This window comes from Oscillatoria sp. HE19RPO (assembly GCF_024220515.1).
Taxonomy (GTDB): Bacteria; Cyanobacteriota; Cyanobacteriia; order Cyanobacteriales; family Laspinemataceae; genus Laspinema.
Genome location: NZ_JAMXOT010000266.1, coordinates 1 through 19,258, shown reverse-complemented (window position 1 = coordinate 19,258; position 19,258 = coordinate 1). Strand labels below are relative to the sequence as shown.

Annotated in this window: 17 protein-coding genes; all 17 read left to right on the top strand. The window is 49.0% G+C overall.

Annotation, left to right across the window (positions count from 1 at the left end; genetic code table 11):
* Positions 1-175: 175 nt before the first annotated feature.
* Entirely contained in the window at positions 176-1,222 is a 1,047-nt protein-coding gene (gene hypE / locus NG833_RS22225; protein ID WP_254567460.1) for a hydrogenase expression/formation protein HypE, read from the top strand.
* A 903-nt stretch (positions 1,223-2,125) separates the two neighbouring features.
* Complete coding sequence (gene hoxE, locus NG833_RS22220) at positions 2,126-2,668, top strand: bidirectional hydrogenase complex protein HoxE (protein ID WP_254567459.1); 543 nt, start codon at positions 2,126-2,128, stop codon at positions 2,666-2,668.
* Between the two features lie 91 nt (positions 2,669-2,759).
* Positions 2,760-4,394: a NuoF family protein gene (locus tag NG833_RS22215; RefSeq protein ID WP_254567458.1), complete on the top strand. Its 1,635-nt coding sequence runs from the start codon at positions 2,760-2,762 to the stop codon at positions 4,392-4,394.
* A gap of 67 nt (positions 4,395-4,461) precedes the next feature.
* Positions 4,462-5,178: a bidirectional hydrogenase complex protein HoxU gene (gene hoxU / locus NG833_RS22210; RefSeq protein ID WP_254567457.1), complete on the top strand. Its 717-nt coding sequence runs from the start codon at positions 4,462-4,464 to the stop codon at positions 5,176-5,178.
* A complete protein-coding gene (locus NG833_RS22205) occupies positions 5,166-5,714 on the top strand; it encodes an oxidoreductase (RefSeq protein WP_254567456.1) in 549 nt (182 codons plus the stop codon). Before hoxU ends, NG833_RS22205 begins: the two co-directional genes overlap by 13 nt.
* Positions 5,715-5,801: 87 nt before the next feature.
* The gene (locus tag NG833_RS22200; protein WP_254567455.1) at positions 5,802-7,226 is read left to right on the top strand and encodes a Ni/Fe hydrogenase subunit alpha; all 1,425 of its coding nucleotides are present in this window, start codon (positions 5,802-5,804) and stop codon (positions 7,224-7,226) included.
* 251 nt (positions 7,227-7,477) lie between these two features.
* Entirely contained in the window at positions 7,478-7,621 is a 144-nt protein-coding gene (locus NG833_RS22195; RefSeq protein ID WP_254567454.1) for a hypothetical protein, read from the top strand.
* Positions 7,622-7,879: 258 nt separating this feature from the next.
* Positions 7,880-8,146, top strand: a complete 267-nt coding sequence (locus tag NG833_RS22190) for a (2Fe-2S) ferredoxin domain-containing protein (RefSeq protein WP_015151980.1) — start codon at positions 7,880-7,882, stop codon at positions 8,144-8,146.
* Positions 8,147-8,148: 2 nt separating this feature from the next.
* A complete protein-coding gene (locus NG833_RS22185; RefSeq protein WP_254567453.1) occupies positions 8,149-8,655 on the top strand; it encodes a PAS domain-containing protein in 507 nt (168 codons plus the stop codon).
* 1 nt (position 8,656) lies between these two features.
* The gene (locus tag NG833_RS22180) at positions 8,657-9,817 is read left to right on the top strand and encodes a SpoIIE family protein phosphatase (RefSeq protein WP_254567452.1); all 1,161 of its coding nucleotides are present in this window, start codon (positions 8,657-8,659) and stop codon (positions 9,815-9,817) included.
* Between the two features lie 17 nt (positions 9,818-9,834).
* The gene (locus NG833_RS22175; protein WP_254567451.1) at positions 9,835-10,353 is read left to right on the top strand and encodes a hydrogenase maturation protease; all 519 of its coding nucleotides are present in this window, start codon (positions 9,835-9,837) and stop codon (positions 10,351-10,353) included.
* Positions 10,354-10,364: 11 nt separating this feature from the next.
* The gene (hypA, locus tag NG833_RS22170) at positions 10,365-10,706 is read left to right on the top strand and encodes a hydrogenase maturation nickel metallochaperone HypA (protein WP_254567450.1); all 342 of its coding nucleotides are present in this window, start codon (positions 10,365-10,367) and stop codon (positions 10,704-10,706) included.
* Between the two features lie 3 nt (positions 10,707-10,709).
* Entirely contained in the window at positions 10,710-11,528 is an 819-nt protein-coding gene (hypB, locus tag NG833_RS22165) for a hydrogenase nickel incorporation protein HypB (protein WP_254567449.1), read from the top strand.
* 221 nt (positions 11,529-11,749) lie between these two features.
* On the top strand, positions 11,750-12,004 hold the full coding sequence (locus NG833_RS22160; RefSeq protein WP_254567448.1) for a hypothetical protein: 255 nt from the start codon (positions 11,750-11,752) through the stop codon (positions 12,002-12,004).
* A gap of 91 nt (positions 12,005-12,095) precedes the next feature.
* Positions 12,096-14,438, top strand: coding sequence for a carbamoyltransferase HypF (hypF, locus tag NG833_RS22155; protein ID WP_254567447.1), 2,343 nt, complete (start codon positions 12,096-12,098; stop codon positions 14,436-14,438).
* Between the two features lie 6 nt (positions 14,439-14,444).
* Positions 14,445-14,684 (top strand): HypC/HybG/HupF family hydrogenase formation chaperone, encoded by a 240-nt coding sequence (locus NG833_RS22150; RefSeq protein WP_254567446.1) that lies wholly within the window; start codon positions 14,445-14,447, stop codon positions 14,682-14,684.
* A 563-nt stretch (positions 14,685-15,247) separates the two neighbouring features.
* Positions 15,248-18,856: a pyruvate:ferredoxin (flavodoxin) oxidoreductase gene (gene nifJ / locus NG833_RS22145; RefSeq protein ID WP_254567445.1), complete on the top strand. Its 3,609-nt coding sequence runs from the start codon at positions 15,248-15,250 to the stop codon at positions 18,854-18,856.
* Positions 18,857-19,258: the final 402 nt, after the last annotated feature.

Sequence of the window (19,258 nt, the reverse complement as noted above, 5' to 3'; positions counted from 1 at the left end):
CTATGGGGTAAGGTTCTGGATAGTCCTTATTTCAAGGGATTTATTTCTCAACCCGATAAAATTTAGCGGGTTGGGTAAAACTAGCGCAGGGGTACAGGAGTTTGGCGCTAGAAAATGGAGGATTTGGAGTTGGGGTTGAGGGGTAGAATATGTTGAGTTAATAGAAGCAGTCGCCATGATAGAAGATTTTACCCTAACCTGTCCGATTCCGATTTCTCAATATCCTCATGTATTGTTAGCGCATGGGGGTGGGGGGACCTTGATGCGCCAGTTGATTGAACGGATGTTTTTGCCGGTGTTTGGGACAGCGGATGGGGTTCCCCATGATTCGGTGGCGTTGACGTTGCCGGGAACTCGGATTGCGATGACGACGGATTCTTATGTGATTCGTCCCCTATTTTTTCCCGGTGGGGATATTGGTTCCTTGGCGGTTCATGGGACGGTGAATGATTTGGCGATGAGTGGTGCTCGTCCTTTGTATCTGACGGCAGGGTTTATTTTGGAGGAGGGGTTGCCAATGGAGACTCTGTGGCGGGTAGTGCAGTCGATGCAAGCGGCAGCAGAGAAGGCGGGGGTACAGATTGTGACGGGGGATACGAAGGTGGTCGATCGCGGCAAGGGAGATGGAATTTTTATCAATACTGCCGGGGTGGGGATGATTGAACATTCTCAGGCGATCGCGCCGCAGTCGGTGCGTGAGGGGGATGTGTTGTTGATTAATGGGGATTTGGGACGACATGGGATTGCAATTATGGCAGTCCGTGAGGGGTTGGAGTTTGAAACGACGATTGAGAGTGATTCAGCGGCGATCGCCTCCCTTGTCTTACAGTTACTGGATGCTGGCATTGAAATCCATTGTTTGCGGGATTTGACTCGCGGGGGGTTATCCAGTGCGTTAAATGAAATTGCAGCATCGGCAGGGGTGGGGATTGCCATTGATGAACGGGCGATTCCGGTTCAAGAACAGGTCCGGGGTGCTTGTGAGATTTTGGGATTTGACCCGCTGTATGTGGCGAATGAGGGGCGCTTTGTGGCGTTTGTTCCGGCAGATTGTGCGAGTCGCGCTTTGGAGGTGATGCAGTCGCATCCGTTGGGGGTAGATGCGGTGGCGATCGGGACGGTGACGGGGACGGGTCAGGGTTTGGTGACGTTGCGGAGTCAAATTGGCGCGAGTCGGATTCTGGATATGCTGAGTGGGGAACAGTTGCCTCGGATTTGTTGAACGGGGAGGGGGGGATAACGACTGAAGTCGTTACTACGAACTTAAGAGTACGACTGAAGTCGTTACTACGAACTTAAGAGTACGACTGAAGTCGTTACTACGAACTTAAGAGTACGACTGAAGTCGTTACTACGAACATCCCCCCATCCCCCAAGGACAAATGACAAATGACAAATGACCAAGGACAAATGACAAATGACAAATGACCAATGACCAATGACCAAGGACCAATGACCAAGGACCAATGACCAATGACCAATTCTTAAGTTTATTTTAAGAGTGGATTTCGGTAACTTTAGCAACGGTTTTGTTTTTAAAATACCCCGTATGGGTTTGGGTAATTTATGAATTGGTCGCCGATGATGGCCGATCGCTTTCTTCTTAACTTTGGCAACTTTTTGATTGTTAAACTAAGCACCTGTCTATCCTTGGGAATAGACTCTAGACAGTTCTATTTCCAATTGTCTAAAAATTATCAAAATTTCCAGATTTTTAAAATTTAACCTTCTCTTAAGAAGTTGATAGGGATTGTCGCTTTAGGGATGAAATTAGCGGTAAACAGGAAGACTCAGGGGGGATGCGTGGGTTAATCTTGACAGTATTTGTCAGGGATACGGGAGAATTCTGAAGGGGGTAAAAATTATGGCGGGTTTCTCTATTTTCCATGATAGAATCAACAACTTGGATTAAAGCCCTGTCCAGAGCAGGCTTAAAAAAACATTACAAAAATTTATAGAAAAAATGTAAATGTTTTATAGTTAAGCGGTACAGTAGAGAAAGAACAGCGGGAGGGTAGAGAAAAGGGTCAAGGGGTAAGGTCTAGTCCGTGACTAACGGGAAAGTTAAGGGAGGAAGGAACGATTCAGTGCCAGGAGATAACGGTTTAGAGTAAGGATATAAGCTATGCAATCAACTGCGGCAAAGAGCGACGACCAAGAAAAATCCGCCCCGAAGGAAAAAAAAGCGGCAAAAGAGCATCCGAGTGGGGATAAGCGCTTTAAGGTGCTAGATATCACGATGAAGCGGAATCAGTATCGACAAGATGCGCTCATCGAGGTCCTGCACAAAGCTCAGGAAGCGTTTGGGTTTCTGGAAGAAGATGTATTACTTTATGTAGCGCGAAATCTGAAGCTGCCGTTAAGTCGGGTTTACGGGGTGGCGACATTTTACCACTTGTTCTCCCTGAAACCCAGTGGATCACATACTTGCGTGGTCTGCTTGGGAACCGCCTGTTATGTGAAAGGAGGGGGTGAGGTACTCGCTTCCCTGGAGAAAAAGACGGGGATTCAGCAAGGGGAAACCACGGAAGATGGTGAGGTTTCCTTAATCACGGCCCGCTGTGTGGGGGCCTGTGGAATTGCGCCGGTGGTGGTGTATGACGGAACTGTAGCTGGGAAACAGACATCGGAACAAGCACTCGACCATATTAAAGGATGGATCAAGTAGGGTGAGAGAGTTAGAGGCAAGGAGAAGGTTTCACCCATTGATTTAGACAACCCTCCTCCTTGAACGGCAGAAAGCGAGAGGTTAGAACACTATGGATTTAGCGGAACTTCGGGAGATTGGCGAGAAGGAACGGACTGCCCAGAAACCTGTTCGGGTACATTGTTGTACCTCGACGGGATGTCAGGCGGCGAACTCCCTAGGGGTAAAGAAGAATTTAGAACAGACTTGTAAAGAGAAGCAGATGGGCGATCGCGTCCAAGTGGTGGGCGTGGGTTGTATGGGATTTTGCGGGCGGGGCCCGTTAGTCCAAATTGAGGCCCAGAATAAACTCTATGAAGAAGTGACCCCATCGGATGCCGCCAGCATTATTGAGGCGATCGATGGCGGGACCGCAAGTGCAGCAGAAGGGGACCCGGAACATCCATTTTTTGCGCGGCAGATGCGGATTGTCCGGGAAACCAGTGGGAAAATTGACCCAGAACGGATTGAGGAATATATCGCCGTTGGGGGATATGAACCGCTATATAAAGCAATTCATGACCTCACCCCGACAGAAACGATTGATGAGGTGAGTAAGAGTGGATTGCGGGGACGGGGTGGCGGTGGATATCCCACGGGGTTGAAATGGGCGACGGTGGCGAAAATGCCGGGACAGCAGAAGTATGTGATCTGCAATGCCGATGAAGGCGACCCCGGTGCATTCATGGATCGGTCGGTGTTGGAAAGTGACCCCCATCGGGTGTTAGAGGGGATGGCGATCGCCGCTTATGCGATCGGGGCCAGTGAGGGATATATTTATGTGCGGGCGGAATATCCCCTGGCGATCGAACGATTGCAAAAGGCGATTAAACAAGCGAAAAAATACGGAATTCTCGGCAGTCAAATTTTTGATTCCCCCTTTGACTTTAAAATCGAGATCAGAATTGGGGCCGGGGCCTTTGTTTGCGGGGAAGAAACTGCCTTAATTCAGTCCATTGAAGGGGGACGAGGCAATCCCCGCCCGCGTCCGCCCTATCCCGCCCAAGAAGGACTCTGGAAGTCGCCGACGTTAATTAATAACGTGGAAACCTTTGCCAACATTCCGGCGATCGTCCGAGAAGGGGGCGAATGGTATGCCGGAATTGGGACCGAAAAGAGTAAAGGCACCAAAGTTTTTGCCCTCACCGGACAGATTCGCAACAATGGACTGATTGAAGTCCCGATGGGGATTACCCTGCGTGAGATTGTCGAAGAAATGGGCGGGGGTGTCCCCAATGGCAAAGTTAAAGCAGTGCAAACCGGGGGACCTTCGGGCGGTTGTATTCCCGAGTCGATGTTAGATACCTCAGTGGATTATGATTCCCTCGTGAAAATCGGGTCCATGATGGGTTCTGGCGGCATGGTGGTGATGGATGAAAAAACCAGCATGGTTGAAGTTGCCCGATTTTATATGGAGTTCTGCCGGGGTGAATCCTGCGGGAAATGTATTCCCTGTCGCGCCGGGACAGTCCAGATGTATCAAATGCTGACCAAAATCCTGAATAAAGAGGCAACGCTTCAGGATATTGAAAAACTCGAACAACTGTGTGACATGGTAAAAAATACCAGTTTGTGCGGGTTAGGCATGACGGCCCCGAACCCCGTGATGAGTACCTTGCGCTACTTCAAAGAGGAGTATTTAGCCCTGTTGAAAGACAGTCCAAATGGGAAAGTTCCCGCAGGGACAGCAGCATCGGTGATCTCCTAGAAGAGGAAGGGGCAATTTTAAAGTTGCCCCAGTCGCAGCTTATCGATCTAACACAGAGAGAAAAGATATGTCAGTCGTTACCTTAAAAATTAATGGAGTTGACCTCGCGATCGAAGAGGGGACAACCATTCTGGAGGCGTCAAAAGAAGCAGGGATTAGGATTCCCACCCTCTGTCATCTCAACGGCGTCAGCGATGTGGGCGCTTGTCGGTTATGCCTGGTAGAAATTGCCGGGGTGAATAAAATGCTGCCGTCTTGTGTGACTCAAGTGGCAGAAGGCATGGATATCACCACCGACAGCGATCGCCTGCAAGAATACCGGCGGATGATCATCGAGATGCTATTTTCTGAAGGCAATCACGTCTGTGCAGTTTGTGTCGCCAATGAGAACTGTGAACTGCAAGATTTGGCCATTGAAGTCGGCATGGATCACAGTCGATTTCCCTATCGGTTTCCGGAACGCGAAATTGATATTTCCCATAAACAATTCGGCATCGATCACAACCGTTGCATCCTCTGTACAAGATGTGTGCGAGTCTGCGACGAAATCGAAGGGGCTCATGTTTGGGACGTCGCTTATCGCGGAGTGGCCGCCAAAGTGGTTACCGGATTAAATCAACCTTGGGGAAGCGTTGATGCCTGTACCAGTTGTGGCAAATGTGTCGAAGCTTGTCCAACGGGTTCAATTTTCCGCAAGGGTTCTACCGTTGCCGAAATGACTCGCGATCGCAGCAAATTAGAATTTATCGTGAATGCCAGGGAGAACAAACAATGGACAAGATAAAACTCGCGACAGTTTGGTTAGGCGGATGTTCCGGTTGCCATATGTCCTTTCTCGACCTAGACGAATGGTTAATTGAACTCGCCGAAAAAGTCGATATCGTCTTCAGTCCCGTGGCCTCTGATATCAAAGAATATCCCGAAAATGTCGATGTTTGCCTAGTAGAAGGGGCCGTCGCCAACGAGGAAAACATGGAACTCCTCATTGAAGCAAGAAAGCGCACCAAATTCCTAATTTCCTTCGGAGATTGTGCCGTCACCGCCAACGTTCCCGGGATGCGGAATATGTTAGGAAAAGCAGAAACAGTCCTCAAACGTTGCTACCTAGAATTAGGCGACGAAACCCGGCAACTTCCCCATTTTCCCGGCATCGTCCCCGAACTTCTCGATCGCGTCCGTCCCGTCCATGAAGTCGTCGATGTCGATCTATTCATGCCCGGTTGTCCCCCCTCCGCCCAACGGATTCTAGCCACCGTCGAACCCCTCCTCCGAGGTGAATTACCCGAAATGAAAGGGCGACCCATGATTAAATTCGGATAACCCAACCCACAACAGAGAGAGACCCTCTTTCCCCTCGGTCTCCTCTCTCCCCTCCGTGAAAATCAGTGAAATCAGTGGTTAATTAATATGCCTAAAACAATCGTCATCGATCCAGTCACCCGCATCGAAGGGCACGCCAAAATCTCCGTCTATTTAGACGATGCCGGAGAAGTGGAAGATGCCCGCTTCCACGTCGTAGAATTTCGCGGATTTGAGAAATTTTGCGAAGGTCGTCCCATGTGGGAAATGGCCGGAATTACCGCTAGAATTTGCGGAATTTGTCCCGTTTCCCACCTCCTCGCCTCGGCCAAAACAGGGGATAAAATTCAAGCGGTCAAAATTCCTCCTGCCGGGGAAAAATTGCGCCGGATGATGAATTTGGCCCAGATTACTCAGTCTCATGCCTTGAGTTTCTTCCATCTGAGTAGTCCCGATTTTCTGTTAGGATGGGATAGCGACCCAGCAAAACGGAATGTTTTCGGATTGATTGCCGCAGACCCAGATTTAGCTAGAAGTGGGATTCGCTTACGGCAATTTGGACAAAAGATTATTGAACTGTTAGGGGCGAAAAAGATTCACCCCTCTTGGGCAGTTCCTGGTGGGGTGCGATCGCCCTTATCGGAAGAAAGTTGCACCTGGATTCGCGATCGCCTCCCAGAATCCCGGCAAACCATCGAAACCGCCCTAGGATTATTTAAAACCCTCCTCGACCGCTTTTCCACGGAAGTCGAAACCTTTGGCAAATTCCCGTCCTTATTTATGGGATTAGTCGGGAAAGATGGACTTTGGGAACATTACGATGGCAAAATTCGCTTTACCGATAGTGATGGCAATATCGTCGCCGACAATCTCAGCGAGGATGACTATGAATCCTACCTCGGTGAAGCAGTTGAATCCTGGTCTTATCTGAAATTCCCCTATTATAAACCCTTGGGATATCCCAACGGCATCTATCGGGTGGGACCGTTGGCGAGGGTGAATATCTGTAGTCGGATGGGAACAGAGGCAGCAGATAGAGAGTTGCTAGAATTTCGCGATCGGGCCGGTGGCGTTGCGACTTCTTCCTTCTACTATCATTATGCCCGATTAATCGAAATTCTCTGTGCCATTGAACATATCGAACAATTGGTCAATGACCCGGATGTTGTTTCCCTCCGAACTCGCGCCACTGCTGGGATTAATAACCTAGAAGGGATTGGGGTGAGTGAAGCCCCTCGGGGGACTTTATTCCATCATTATAAAGTGGATGAAAATGGGTTAATTAAGAAGGTGAACCTGATTATTGCTACGGGACAAAACAACCTAGCAATGAACAAAACGGTGACGCAAATTGCCCAACATTTCATTCATGGGAATGAGATTCAAGAAGGAATGTTAAACCGAGTTGAGGCAGGGATTCGCGCCTTTGACCCTTGTCTGAGTTGTTCCACCCATGCAGCGGGTCAAATGCCGTTGCATATTGAATTAATTGATGCCAAGGGGACGGTTGTGAATGAGGTTTATCGGCATTAAAAGGGGAGACCTAACCCCCTAACCCCCTTCCCTGGGAGGGAAGGGGGGACCGGAGGGTTTACAAGAGTAGGTTTTTTACCTCCGGTCCCCTCCCCTTGGCAAGGGGAGGGTTAGGGTGGGGTCCTCTTGACGCGCTTAAGCGCGTCAAGGAAGAATGGGTGGGTGGACCGTCATCGTGAGGGGCGATTCCCTACGGGATAGCTCCGCTTACCGCCATCCGGAAGAAAGAGGTTGGACCAGTCTCTATACAGGTGCTTAAACCGTTCAGAGTGAGTGACTTGGCGATCGCCCAAGAAGAACCCCACCCTAACCCGGACCTTGCCAAGGGGAGGGGACCGGAAGAAAGAGGTTGGACCAGACTCTATACAGGTGCTTACACCGTTAAGAGTGAGTGACTTGGCGAGATCGCCCAAGAAGAACCCCACCCTAACCCTCCCCTTGGCAAGGGGAGGGGACCGGAAGAAAGAGGTTGGACCAGACTCTATACAGGTGCTTACACCGTTAAGAGTGAGTGACTTGGCGATCGCCCAAGAAGAACCCCACCCTAACCCTCCCCTTGGCAAGGGGAGGGGACCGGAAGTTCTGAAATTTCAGGTTTTTAAAAGCAGGATTAGGGCCAAATCGGTGAAGAAATAACCGAAGCGGGAGACATCATGACCAAAGAAAATCTCTATTTATGTATGGGTTCTGCTTGTCATCAACTGGGAGTATATGAGGTTTTGCCTCAACTCCAGGAGTTGATTACTCGCTATGACCTAGAGGACAAAATCGAACTGAAAGGGTCGTTTTGCCTTGAGACTTGCAGTGTGGGAATTGTGATGAAATTTAAGGAGAAGGTGTTCACTAAAATTAATCCCGAGAATATCGAGACCAAATTCCAAGAAGAAATTTTACCCAGTATTTTAGCAGTGGTTCAATAGCAATGGTAACTAACGAAAAGACCTTGTGGGAACTCCTGTGGGAGTATGATCCGAATGGATTGATTGTGGTGAATGAAGATATGACGATCGCCGTGGTTAATCCAGCATTTTGCAAAATGTTTCAAGTGACAGCAGATGAAATGGTGGGAAAACCAGCGGTTGCCTTGTTGGGGACCGTGGATGAGTTTCAGCGAGTTTGGGAAAAGAATGAAGTAATTCGGGGGAAAGAGAAAGAATATCCCAAGTACGACCTCTATGTGCGTCAGGTCCTGTTTTCGATTCGGGATCAGAATGCGATCGCCTGCATTATGGTGGATATTACCGATGAGTGGCAACGGAAAAAAGAGTTACTCGAACTGAAGCGAGAAACCGTTGCCAAAGTGAATGAAGTGGTGGATAACCAGATGAAAGTTGCCCAAGAAATTGCCGGGTTGCTGGGAGAAACTACAGCGGAAACCAAAGTCAGTTTATTGAAAATTCTGAAACTGGTTGAGGGGGAGACGCTGTAACATGGATAGTTTCTTAGATATCTTTGATTTAAGTTTAAATAAAAAAGGGGAGGAACTCTGTGGCGATCGCGTCCGGTTTCGCAAGACTCCGGAGAAAACCACCATTGTCCTCTCCGATGGATTAGGCAGTGGGGTGAAAGCGAATATTTTGGCCACCCTCACTACGGAAATTCTCATTTCTATGCTGAATGAGGATGTCCCCTTAGAGGAAGTGATTAAAACGGTGATTGGGACTTTACCGATTTGTCAAGTTAGAAAGATTGCCTACGCTACCTTTACTATTTTACAAATCGATAACCATACGGACCTGTTTAAAGTTATCAATTTTGACAATCCACCTCCCTTTTATTTTGACCAAGGGAAACTGGTCAAGTTAGAGGGAAAAACTGAGAAGATTTTAGAGAAAAAAATTACAGTTTATGAAGGTCGTCTCAAAGAGGGAGATTTTTTAGGATGTATGAGTGATGGCGTCCTTTATGCCGGTTTAGGGGTGGCCTTAAATTTTGGGTGGGGATGGGATAATGTTGCCCAATATATCGAAGGACTCTTTCTAACTCAGACCCGAAATGCTAGACGAATTGTCCAAAAAACCATCGCCGAAACCCATTCCCTCTATGGGGGAAAAATTGGCGATGATGCCACCTTTGTCGGCGTGTATGTTCGCCAGCGCAATCCCCTAATGATTTTCACCGGACCTCCTCTGGAACAGAGTCAAGATAAACAGTATGTGGAACGTTTGTTAACCTTTGAAGGACGCAAAGTGGTCTGTGGAGGAACCACGGGAAATATCGTGGCCAAATATCTGGGAGAAACTATTGAAATGGATATTTCCACCATGCGGCGTGATTTGCCACCCATTGGTAAATTAAGCACAATTGATTTAGTCACCGAAGGGATTTTAACCCTGTCCAAATGTCTGGAAGTTTTAAAAAATTGCAACTGTGATATTACCCGCTTACCCTCCGACCAAAATGGATCCGTATTGTTAGCGAAAGAAATTTTACAAGCGGACTCTATTTTATTTATGGTGGGACAAAAGATTAATGAATTTTATCAGAATCCCTTGCTGCCAAAGAATATTTCTATCCGCCGCAGTTTAGTGGAGGAAGTGGTGAAGTTCTTGCGGGACAAACAGAAGGAAGTTACGTTAGAATATTGTTAAATAGACCACTCAAGAAAATGCTGTCAATGCCACAGGAGTCTCCGGCAATTTTGGCGATCGGATATGGAAATGACCTGCGTCGCGATGACGGCGTAGGACAACGGGTGGCGGAGGAAGTGGCATCGTGGGGATTACCCAAGGTGCGATCGCTGTCTCAACACCAACTCACCCCGGAATTGGCCGACCCCCTCTCTCAGGTAGATTTGGCCATCTTTATCGATGCTTATCCTGCCACAGAGGAACAAGGACTACAAGTGGTCAAACTCAACGGCGATGATTCCATCTCTCCCCAGAGTTTAGGGCACAGTAGCGACCCGTCATCCCTACTGATTCTCGCTAAAACCCTCTATGGCAAGTCTCCCCAAGGGTGGTTAGTGGCCATTCCGGCGATGGATTTCGAGTTTGGGGAGACGTTTTCTGCGATGACGGAACAAGGAATGGCGGAGGCATTAGTGGCGATCGCGGAGTTGATTGAAACTGGGGGTAGAGATGGGGAGGATGGGGGAGATGGGGGAGATGGGGGGGAGTATAGATAACTCAGAATATTATGCATGAAGTTAGTTTGATGGAAAATACTTTGAATATTGCTTTAGATTGTGCTTCGGCACAAAATGCCAGCAAAATTCATCGCCTGAAAATGCGGGTGGGGGACTTGTCGGGAGTGGTTCCAGATGCCTTAGAATTTGCCTTTGATGTGGTGACCCGAGGGACGATCGCCGAAGGAGCAAAATTTGAAATTGAACGAGTCCCGGTGGTTTGTCATTGTTCCACCTGCGATCGCAACTTTGAACCCGTTGATTTGTTTTATGAATGTCCCCATTGTCATCAACTTACCCATCATATCCAAAGCGGACAAGAAATCGAGTTAACATCCTTGGAGGTTTCATAACTGATGTGTACTAATTGCGGATGCAGCGTCGTCGGAGAAGTCGGAATTCATACTCACAGTCATGAAAATGGCCATACTCACAGTCATGAAAATGGCCATACTCACAGTCATGAAAATGGCCATCACCATCACCATCATCATGATGAACCCCATCAAACCATTGCAGTGGGTCAAGCAGTTTTAGCCAAAAATGACCGCCTTGCCGAACGAAATCGGGGCTATTTTATGGCTAAAAATTTGCTGGTTTTGAATGTGCTTTCTTCTCCAGGTTCGGGAAAAACTGCCTTCTTAGAACGGATGGTTCAGGATATCGGCAGTCGCATTCCCACCGGCATCATCGTCGGAGACTTAGAAACTGATAATGATGCGATTCGACTCAGCAATAGTGGGGCATCAGCAGTCCAAATTACCACGGGAACGGTCTGCCATTTAGAATCGGATATGGTCCTGAAAGCGGCCCAACAGCTTAATTTAGATGCCTTAGATTTATTGGTGATTGAAAATGTGGGAAATTTAGTTTGTCCTGCTGCCTATGATCTAGGGGAAGATTTGCGAGTGGTGTTGTTGTCGGTGACGGAAGGGGAAGATAAACCCTTGAAGTATCCGACGATGTTTAAATCCGCGCAAGTGGTAATTATTAGTAAAATTGACATTGCCGAAGCGGTGGAGTTTGACCGGGAGAAGGCGTTAGAGAATATTAGAAAAATAGCCCCGCAAGCAGCAATTTTTGAAGTATCTTCCCGCAAAGGACAAGGAATGACGGAGTGGTATGGATATTTAGAAAAGCATTTGAAAAAGTCTCCAGTCAGTGCAGTATCATGATTTCTCTTTTGTTCGTAGTAACGCCTTCAGGCGTTATCCCTCTAAGTTCGTAGTAACGACTTCAGTCGTTCTCTTCTCTAAGTTCGTAGTAACGACTTCAGTCGTTCTCTTCTCTAAGTTCGTAGTAACGACTTCAGTCGTTCTCTTCTCTAAGTTCGTAGTAACGACTTCAGTCGTTATCTTATCTAAGTTCGTAGTAACGACTTCAGTCGTTATCCCTCTTGAGTACGAACCCGGAAACGATTGAAATCGTTACTACGAACAATCCGGAAACGATTGAAATCGTTACTACGAACAATCCGGAAACGATTGAAATCGTTACTACGAACAATCCGGAAACGATTGAAATCGTTACTACGAACAATCCGGAAACGACTGAAGTCGTTACTACGAACAATCCGGAAACGACTGAAGTCGTTACTACGAACAATCCGGAAACGACTGAAGTCGTTACTACGAACAGGGGAAACGACTGAAGTCGTTACTACGAACAGGGGAAACGACTGAAGTCGTTACTACGAACAGGGGAAACGACTGAAGTCGTTACTACGAACAGGGGAAGTGTTTATGAATTTATTATTGAAATCTCCTATTGTTATGCCTAACTTAACTCGCCTCTCCATCACTGTTCGGGGGGCGGTACAGGGGGTGGGATTTCGTCCTTTTATTTATCGACTCGCTACCGAACTGCAACTGAATGGATGGGTGAATAATTCCGCCCAAGGGGTGTTTATTGAAGTAGAAGGAACCCCCGAACAATTACAAACTTTCTTACTGCGATTGGACCGAGAAAAACCTGCAATTTCCTTTATTCAATCCCTGGAATCCTCTTGGTTAGAACCTGTGGGGTTTACGGAGTTTGAAATTCGTCCCAGTGTGGCGGGGGCAAAAACGGCGGTGGTGTTGCCGGATATTGCGACTTGTCCCGATTGTTTGCAGGAGATTTTTGATTCCCAAAATCGTCGCTATCGTTATCCCTTTACCAATTGTACCAACTGCGGTCCTCGCTATACGATTATTCGAGGATTACCTTACGATCGCGTCAATACTTCGATGCAGGGATTTCAAATGTGTCCCGACTGTCAGGCAGAGTATGAAAATCCCTTAAATCGACGGTTTCACGCCCAACCGAATGCTTGTCCCAATTGTGGTCCGCAGTTGAAATTTTGGACCGAATTGGGGACGGTATTAGCAAGAGGCGATCGCGCTTTAGAAACGGCCATTTCTCGGGTGAATCTCGGTCAAATTTTGGCCGTTAAGGGATTGGGGGGATTTCATCTAATTGTAGATGCGGGAAACTCGAAGGCAGTTCGTCATTTGCGCGACTGTAAGCGTCGGGAAGAAAAACCGTTTGCGGTGATGTATCCGTCTTTGGAACAAGTTCGCCAAGACTGTCAGGTAACGGCAATTGAGGAGAGACTGTTGCGATCGCCGGAATGTCCGATTGTATTATTGCGGCGTTTGTCGGACTCGGATACAAATATCGCCCCAGAAGTGGCCCCGGATAATCCCTATTTGGGGGTGATGTTGCCGTACACACCCTTACATCATCTGCTGTTGGCAGGATTGGGAAAACCTGTGGTGGCGACGAGTGGCAATCTCTCGGATGAACCCATTTGTATCGATGAACAGGAAGCGGGCGATCGCCTCAAAGACATTGCCGATGGGTTTCTCGTCCACAATCGCCCGATTGTTCGGGCGGTGGATGACTCGGTTGTGAGAGTGGTGGCAGGGCGGGAAATGGTGATGCGACGGGCCCGAGGTTATGCGCCTTTGCCGATTTCCCTGAAGGTTAACCCGGATTCTCCCCCCTCTCCCCCGCCCATTTTAGCGGTGGGTGCTCATTTGAAAAGTGCAGTCGCCATTGGGGTATTCCCCCAAATTTTTGTGAGTCAGCATATTGGAGATTTAGAGACACCTCAAGCATTTCAGGCATTTCAGGAGGCGACTGCCAGTTTACAGCAATTGTATGAGGCAACGCCGCAAGTTGTCGCCCGGGATGCCCATCCCGACTATCGTTCTACCCGGTTTGCTGAGGGACTGGCGTTGCCACAAATGGAGGTTCAGCATCATTATGCCCATGTTCTCGCTTGTATGGCGGAAAATCAACTGTTAGAGGAAACAGTCCTGGGAGTGGCGTGGGATGGGACGGGATATGGGTTGGATGGGACAATTTGGGGAGGTGAGTTTCTGCAAGTTTCTCCGACATCTTGGGACCGAGTGGCCCATTTTCGCACCTTTCCCCTGTTGGGAGGGGACAAGGCGGTAAAGGAACCTCGCCGGGTGGCGTTGGGGTTGTTATATGAGGTGTGGGGGAGTCGATTGTTTACCCCAGAGATGAGTCAACAGTGTCCGCATATCCTGGAGGCGTTTACACCGTTGGAGTTGACCCTGTTGCGATCGATGTTGGAGAAACAAATTAATACCCCGGTTACCTCTAGTGTGGGACGGTTGTTTGATGGGGTGGCAGCGATCGCCGGATTGAAATACCAGATTAGTTTTGAAGGACAAGCGGCGACTGCCTGGGAATTTGCCTTAGAAGGTTGGATGACTCAGGATGATTATCCCTTACCCATTCAGACGGGAAACGGGGTGGCGATCGCCGATTGGGAACCGACAATTTTAGCAATCTTAACTGATGTCGGCGATCGCGTCCCGATGGGAATAATTTCGGCTAAATTTCATAATACCTTAGTTGAAGTCATTCTCTCCATTGCCCAATTGGTGGGGCAAGAACGAATTGTCATGACGGGCGGTTGTTTTCAAAATGCCTATTTAACCGAACGGGCGATCGGTCGGTTAAAATCAGAAGGGTTCCGCCCCTACTGGCATCAACGAATTCCTCCTAATGATGGGGGGATTGCCCTTGGACAAGTGGTTGCAGCGTATCGAAATCTGACTCAGGAGTAATTTAGAATGTGTTTAGCAGTACCGGGCCAAATTATCAGTATTAATGAAAATGACGAACCCTTGTTGCGATCGGGCAGAGTCAGTTTTGGCGGCGTGGTCAAAACCGTGAATCTGGCCTACGTTCCCGAGGCGCAAGTCGGTGACTATGCGATCGTTCATGTGGGTTTTGCCTTGAGTATCATTGATCGGGGCGAAGCGGAAGAAACTTTAGATTATTTTAAACAAATCCAAGAAGTCTCTACCTAAATCCAGTAAATACAGGTCTGGAAACACCCGATACCCTCCACGGGGTCGGGATTTTTTTTGTCCTGTTATCCAACCCGTATTGATTTAACACAAGATACCATACTTCATAAATCTTCCGCTAAAATCTTAATAAAAATTCAACATTTTCCTAGGAAATGCCCACTCTCTCAGGGAAAGTTCCTTAGAAAAAAAGGACCGATGAAACCCAGGAAAAATTTTTCAAACAAAATCTCAAAAATATCAGCTTTTAAGATGTTATAATAAAAAAGACAAAACACGCAAGGGTTTGTCTTGATGCAGGTTAAAACCTAATTAAGAAACAAGCTTGTTGCAAAAAACAAGAACTTATGGGCCAGAAGAATTAAACAAATAAAAGGTTGTTTATCTGGACCTATCCAGGGAAAAACCACTGAAAAATGGCTGAGAGGAAAGGAGAAAACTGAGATTCATCAAGTTGCAGATTAGCAAACCAATTTCCGCCTGATTCCCACCATCCATAAACGGGGTAATCTGGCAGCTAGGCGCACATAAACTATAGAGTTGCTCCACAAAGGTTAAACATAATGAGTACAAGAACATTTGCTACCCTAGACGCGAACGAGGCGGTTGCCCGCGTTGCGTATAAATTAAATGAAGTCATTGCCATTTATCCGATTACCCCCGCTTCACCGATGGGAGAATGGGCAGATGCCTGGATGTCCGAAGGGCGTCCGAACCTCTGGGGGACAATTCCCTCGGTGGTAGAAATGCAAAGTGAAGCCGGGGCAGCCGGAACGGTACATGGTGCCTTACAAACGGGTTCCCTGACGACCACGTTTACCGCGTCCCAGGGATTACTGTTAATGATCCCCAATCTCTACAAAATTGCTGGGGAACTCACTTGTTCGGTGATTCACGTGGCCGCCCGATCGCTGGCAGCCCAGGCCCTATCTATTTTTGGGGATCATAGTGATGTGATGGCAGTCCGCAGTACCGGATTTGCCCTGTTATGTTCCGCATCGGTCCAGGAAGCCCATGATTTCGCCTTAATTGCTCAATCGGCAACCTTAAAATCCCGCATCCCCTTCATTCACTTCTTTGATGGGTTCCGCACCTCTCACGAAATCCAGAAGGTAGAACTGTTAGAAGAGGAGGACCTGCGATCGCTGATTGATGATGCGGGAGTCTTCGCCCATCGCGATCGCGCCTTAACTCCCGATCGCCCCGTCTTACGCGGAACTGCCCAAAACCCCGATGTCTATTTCCAAGCCCGGGAAACCGTCAACCCCTTCTATACCGACTGTTCCGACATCGTACAACAGGCAATGGACCAGTTTGGGGAACTCACGGGACGTAAGTATCAACTGTTCGAGTATCACGGTGCACCGGATGTCACTCGCCTGGTTATTTTAATGGGTTCCGGTTGCGAAACCGTCCATGAAACCGTGGATTACCTCAACGCCCAAGGGGAAAAAGTCGGCGTTTTGAAAGTGCGACTGTATCGCCCCTTGGATATGAAGCGCTTGGTTGCCGCTATCCCGGACACCGTTAAGGCGATCGCTGTCTTAGATCGCACTAAAGAACCAGGGGCCGGGGGTGAACCCTTATATCTCGATGTCGTCACCGCCCTCCATGAAGAATGGACGGGCGATCGCCTACCGAAGGTGGTAGGAGGGCGCTATGGCTTATCCTCCAAGGAATTTAACCCCGCGATGGTGAAAGCTGTCTTCGATAATCTCAGCCAAGCCAAACCCAAAAATCACTTCACCATCGGCATCAATGATGATGTCACTCACACATCCCTAGATTACGACCCCAACTTCTCCACGGAACCCGATAGCGTTGTTCGGGCAATGTTCTATGGATTAGGGTCCGATGGCACCGTCGGGGCGAACAAAAACTCGATTAAAATTATTGGGGAAGAAACAGACAATTATGCCCAAGGCTACTTTGTCTATGACTCCAAAAAATCCGGGGCAATTACCATTTCTCACCTGCGATTTGGACCCCAACCGATTCGTTCAACGTACCTAATTGAACAAGCCAACTTTGTCGGCTGTCACCAGTGGATTTTCCTGGAAAAATTAGATGTTTTAAGTGCAGCCGCCCCCGGGGCCATCTTCCTCTTAAATAGCCCCTATCCCCATGAGGAAGTTTGGAATCAACTCCCCATTGAAACCCAAGAACAAATCGTCCGCAAAAGCTTAAAAGTCTATACCATTGATGCCAACAAAGTTGCTCGCGAGAGTGGCATGAGTGGACGGATTAACACCGTCATGCAGGTGTGTTTCTTCGCCTTAGCCGGAGTTTTACCTCGGGACGAAGCCATTGCCCAAATCAAGAAGGCGATCGAAAAAACCTACGGCAAAAAAGGCAAAGAAATCGTCCGCATGAACCTGCAAGCGGTGGATAATACCCTCGCCAACCTGTTTGAAGTTCCCCTCGGACAAGCCAGCAGTCCCATCCACAAACTCCCCGCTATTCCTGATTTAGCCCCCGCCTTTGTCCGCGATGTGGAAGGCAAAATGTTGGTGAAAGAAGGGGAAGTGCTGCCCGTGAGTGCCTTACCTTGTGATGGCACCTATCCCACCGCCACCTCCAAATGGGAAAAACGCAATATTGCCACCGAAATCCCCGTTTGGGACCCGGATGTTTGCGTCCAATGCGGCAAATGTATCATGGTTTGTCCCCATGCCGTCATCCGAGGGAAAGTTTACGAACCGGCAGCCTTAGCCAATGCACCGGCAACCTTTAAAGCCACGGATACCAAAGATAAAGACTTTGCTGGCACTCAGTTTACCATTCAAGTCTCCCCGGAAGACTGTACCGGCTGCGGCATCTGTGTCGAAGTTTGTCCCGCCAAAAACAAATCCATGCCATCCCTGAAAGCGATTAACATGGAACCGCAAATACCCCTGCGGGAACCTGAACGGGAAAACTGGGATTTCTTCATGAACTTACCCAACCCCGATCGCCGCACATTGCATCTCGATCGCATTCGTCAGCAACAACTCCAAGAACCCTTATTCGAGTTCTCCGGGGCTTGTGCCGGATGTGGCGAAACCCCGTATCTGAAGTTAGTCTCCCAACTGTTTGGCGATCGCAGTGTCATCGCCAACGCCACCGGCTGTTCCTCCATCTATGGCGGCAACCTCCCCACCACTCCCTGGGCGCAAAACGCCGAAGGACGGGGACCCGCATGGTCCAACTCCCTGTTTGAAGATAACGCCGAATTCGGCCTAGGATTCCGGGTTTCCATCGATAAACAAGCCCAATTCGCCGCCGAATTAGTCCAAAAACTCAGCAGTGAGATTGGGGACAACCTGGTTACCGGCATTCTCACTGCCACCCAGAAAAACGAAGCGGACATCTGGGAACAACGCGATCGCGTCGCAGCCCTCAAAGAAAAATTACAAGGGATGAACTCCCCAGATGCCCAACAACTCGCCAGTCTCGCCGATTACCTCGTCAAAAAAGATGTCTGGATTATCGGGGGAGACGGTTGGGCGTATGACATCGGTTACGGTGGCTTAGATCACGTCATCGCCTCCGGACGAAATGTCAATATCCTCGTCCTGGATACAGAAGTCTACTCCAACACCGGGGGACAAGCCTCCAAAGCCACCCCCCGAGGGGCCGTCGCCAAATTCGCTGCCGGTGGCAAACCTGCTGCCAAGAAAGACTTGGGCTTAATTGCCATGACTTACGGGAATGTGTACGTCGCCAGCGTCGCAATGGGGGCAAAAGACGAACATACCCTGAAAGTCTTCCTAGAAGCGGAAGCGTATGACGGACCGTCGTTAATTATCGCTTATTCTCACTGTATCGCCCACGGCATCAACATGACGACGGCGATGAATCATCAGAAAGAAATGGTAGAAGCGGGACGGTGGTTACTGTATCGCTATAACCCAGATTTGGTGCAACAAGGCAAGAATCCGTTGCAGTTGGATATGCGATCGCCCAAGAAAGGGGTGGAATATTCGATGTACAACGAGAACCGATTCAAGATGTTGACCAAAACCAAACCCGTTGATGCCAAACGGTTATTAGCGGAAGCACAAAACGACATCAACACCCGTTGGGAGATGTATGAATATCTCGCCTCCCGCCATCTGGAAACTCACAATGGGGATGCTGCTGTAGCGCCCCCTGCTGCCGCGCCCGCCGCGCCCGCCGCGCCCGCAGGCTGAAGCCTGGGGCTATACGAACAAAGCCCGCCTGCGCGGGCTAATCCAGTCCGGTCCCCTCCCCTTAGCAAGGGGAGGGCTAGGGTGGGGTTCTTCCCTGTGCCCCCGCAGGCTGAAGCCTGGGGCTATACGAACAAAGCCCGCCTGCGCGGGCTACTCCGGTCCCCTCCCCTTAGCAAGGGGAGGGTTAGGGTGGGGTTCTTCTCTGTGCCCCCGCAGGCTGAAGCCTGGGGCTATACGAACAAAGCCCGCCTGCGCGGGCTACTCCGGTCCCCTCCCCTTAGCAAGGGGAGGGTTAGGGTGGGGTTCTTCCCTGTGCCCCCGCAGGCTAAAGCCTGGGGCTACACGAACAAAGCCCGCCTGCGCGGGCTAATCCAGTCCGGTCCCCTCCCCTTAGCAAGGGGA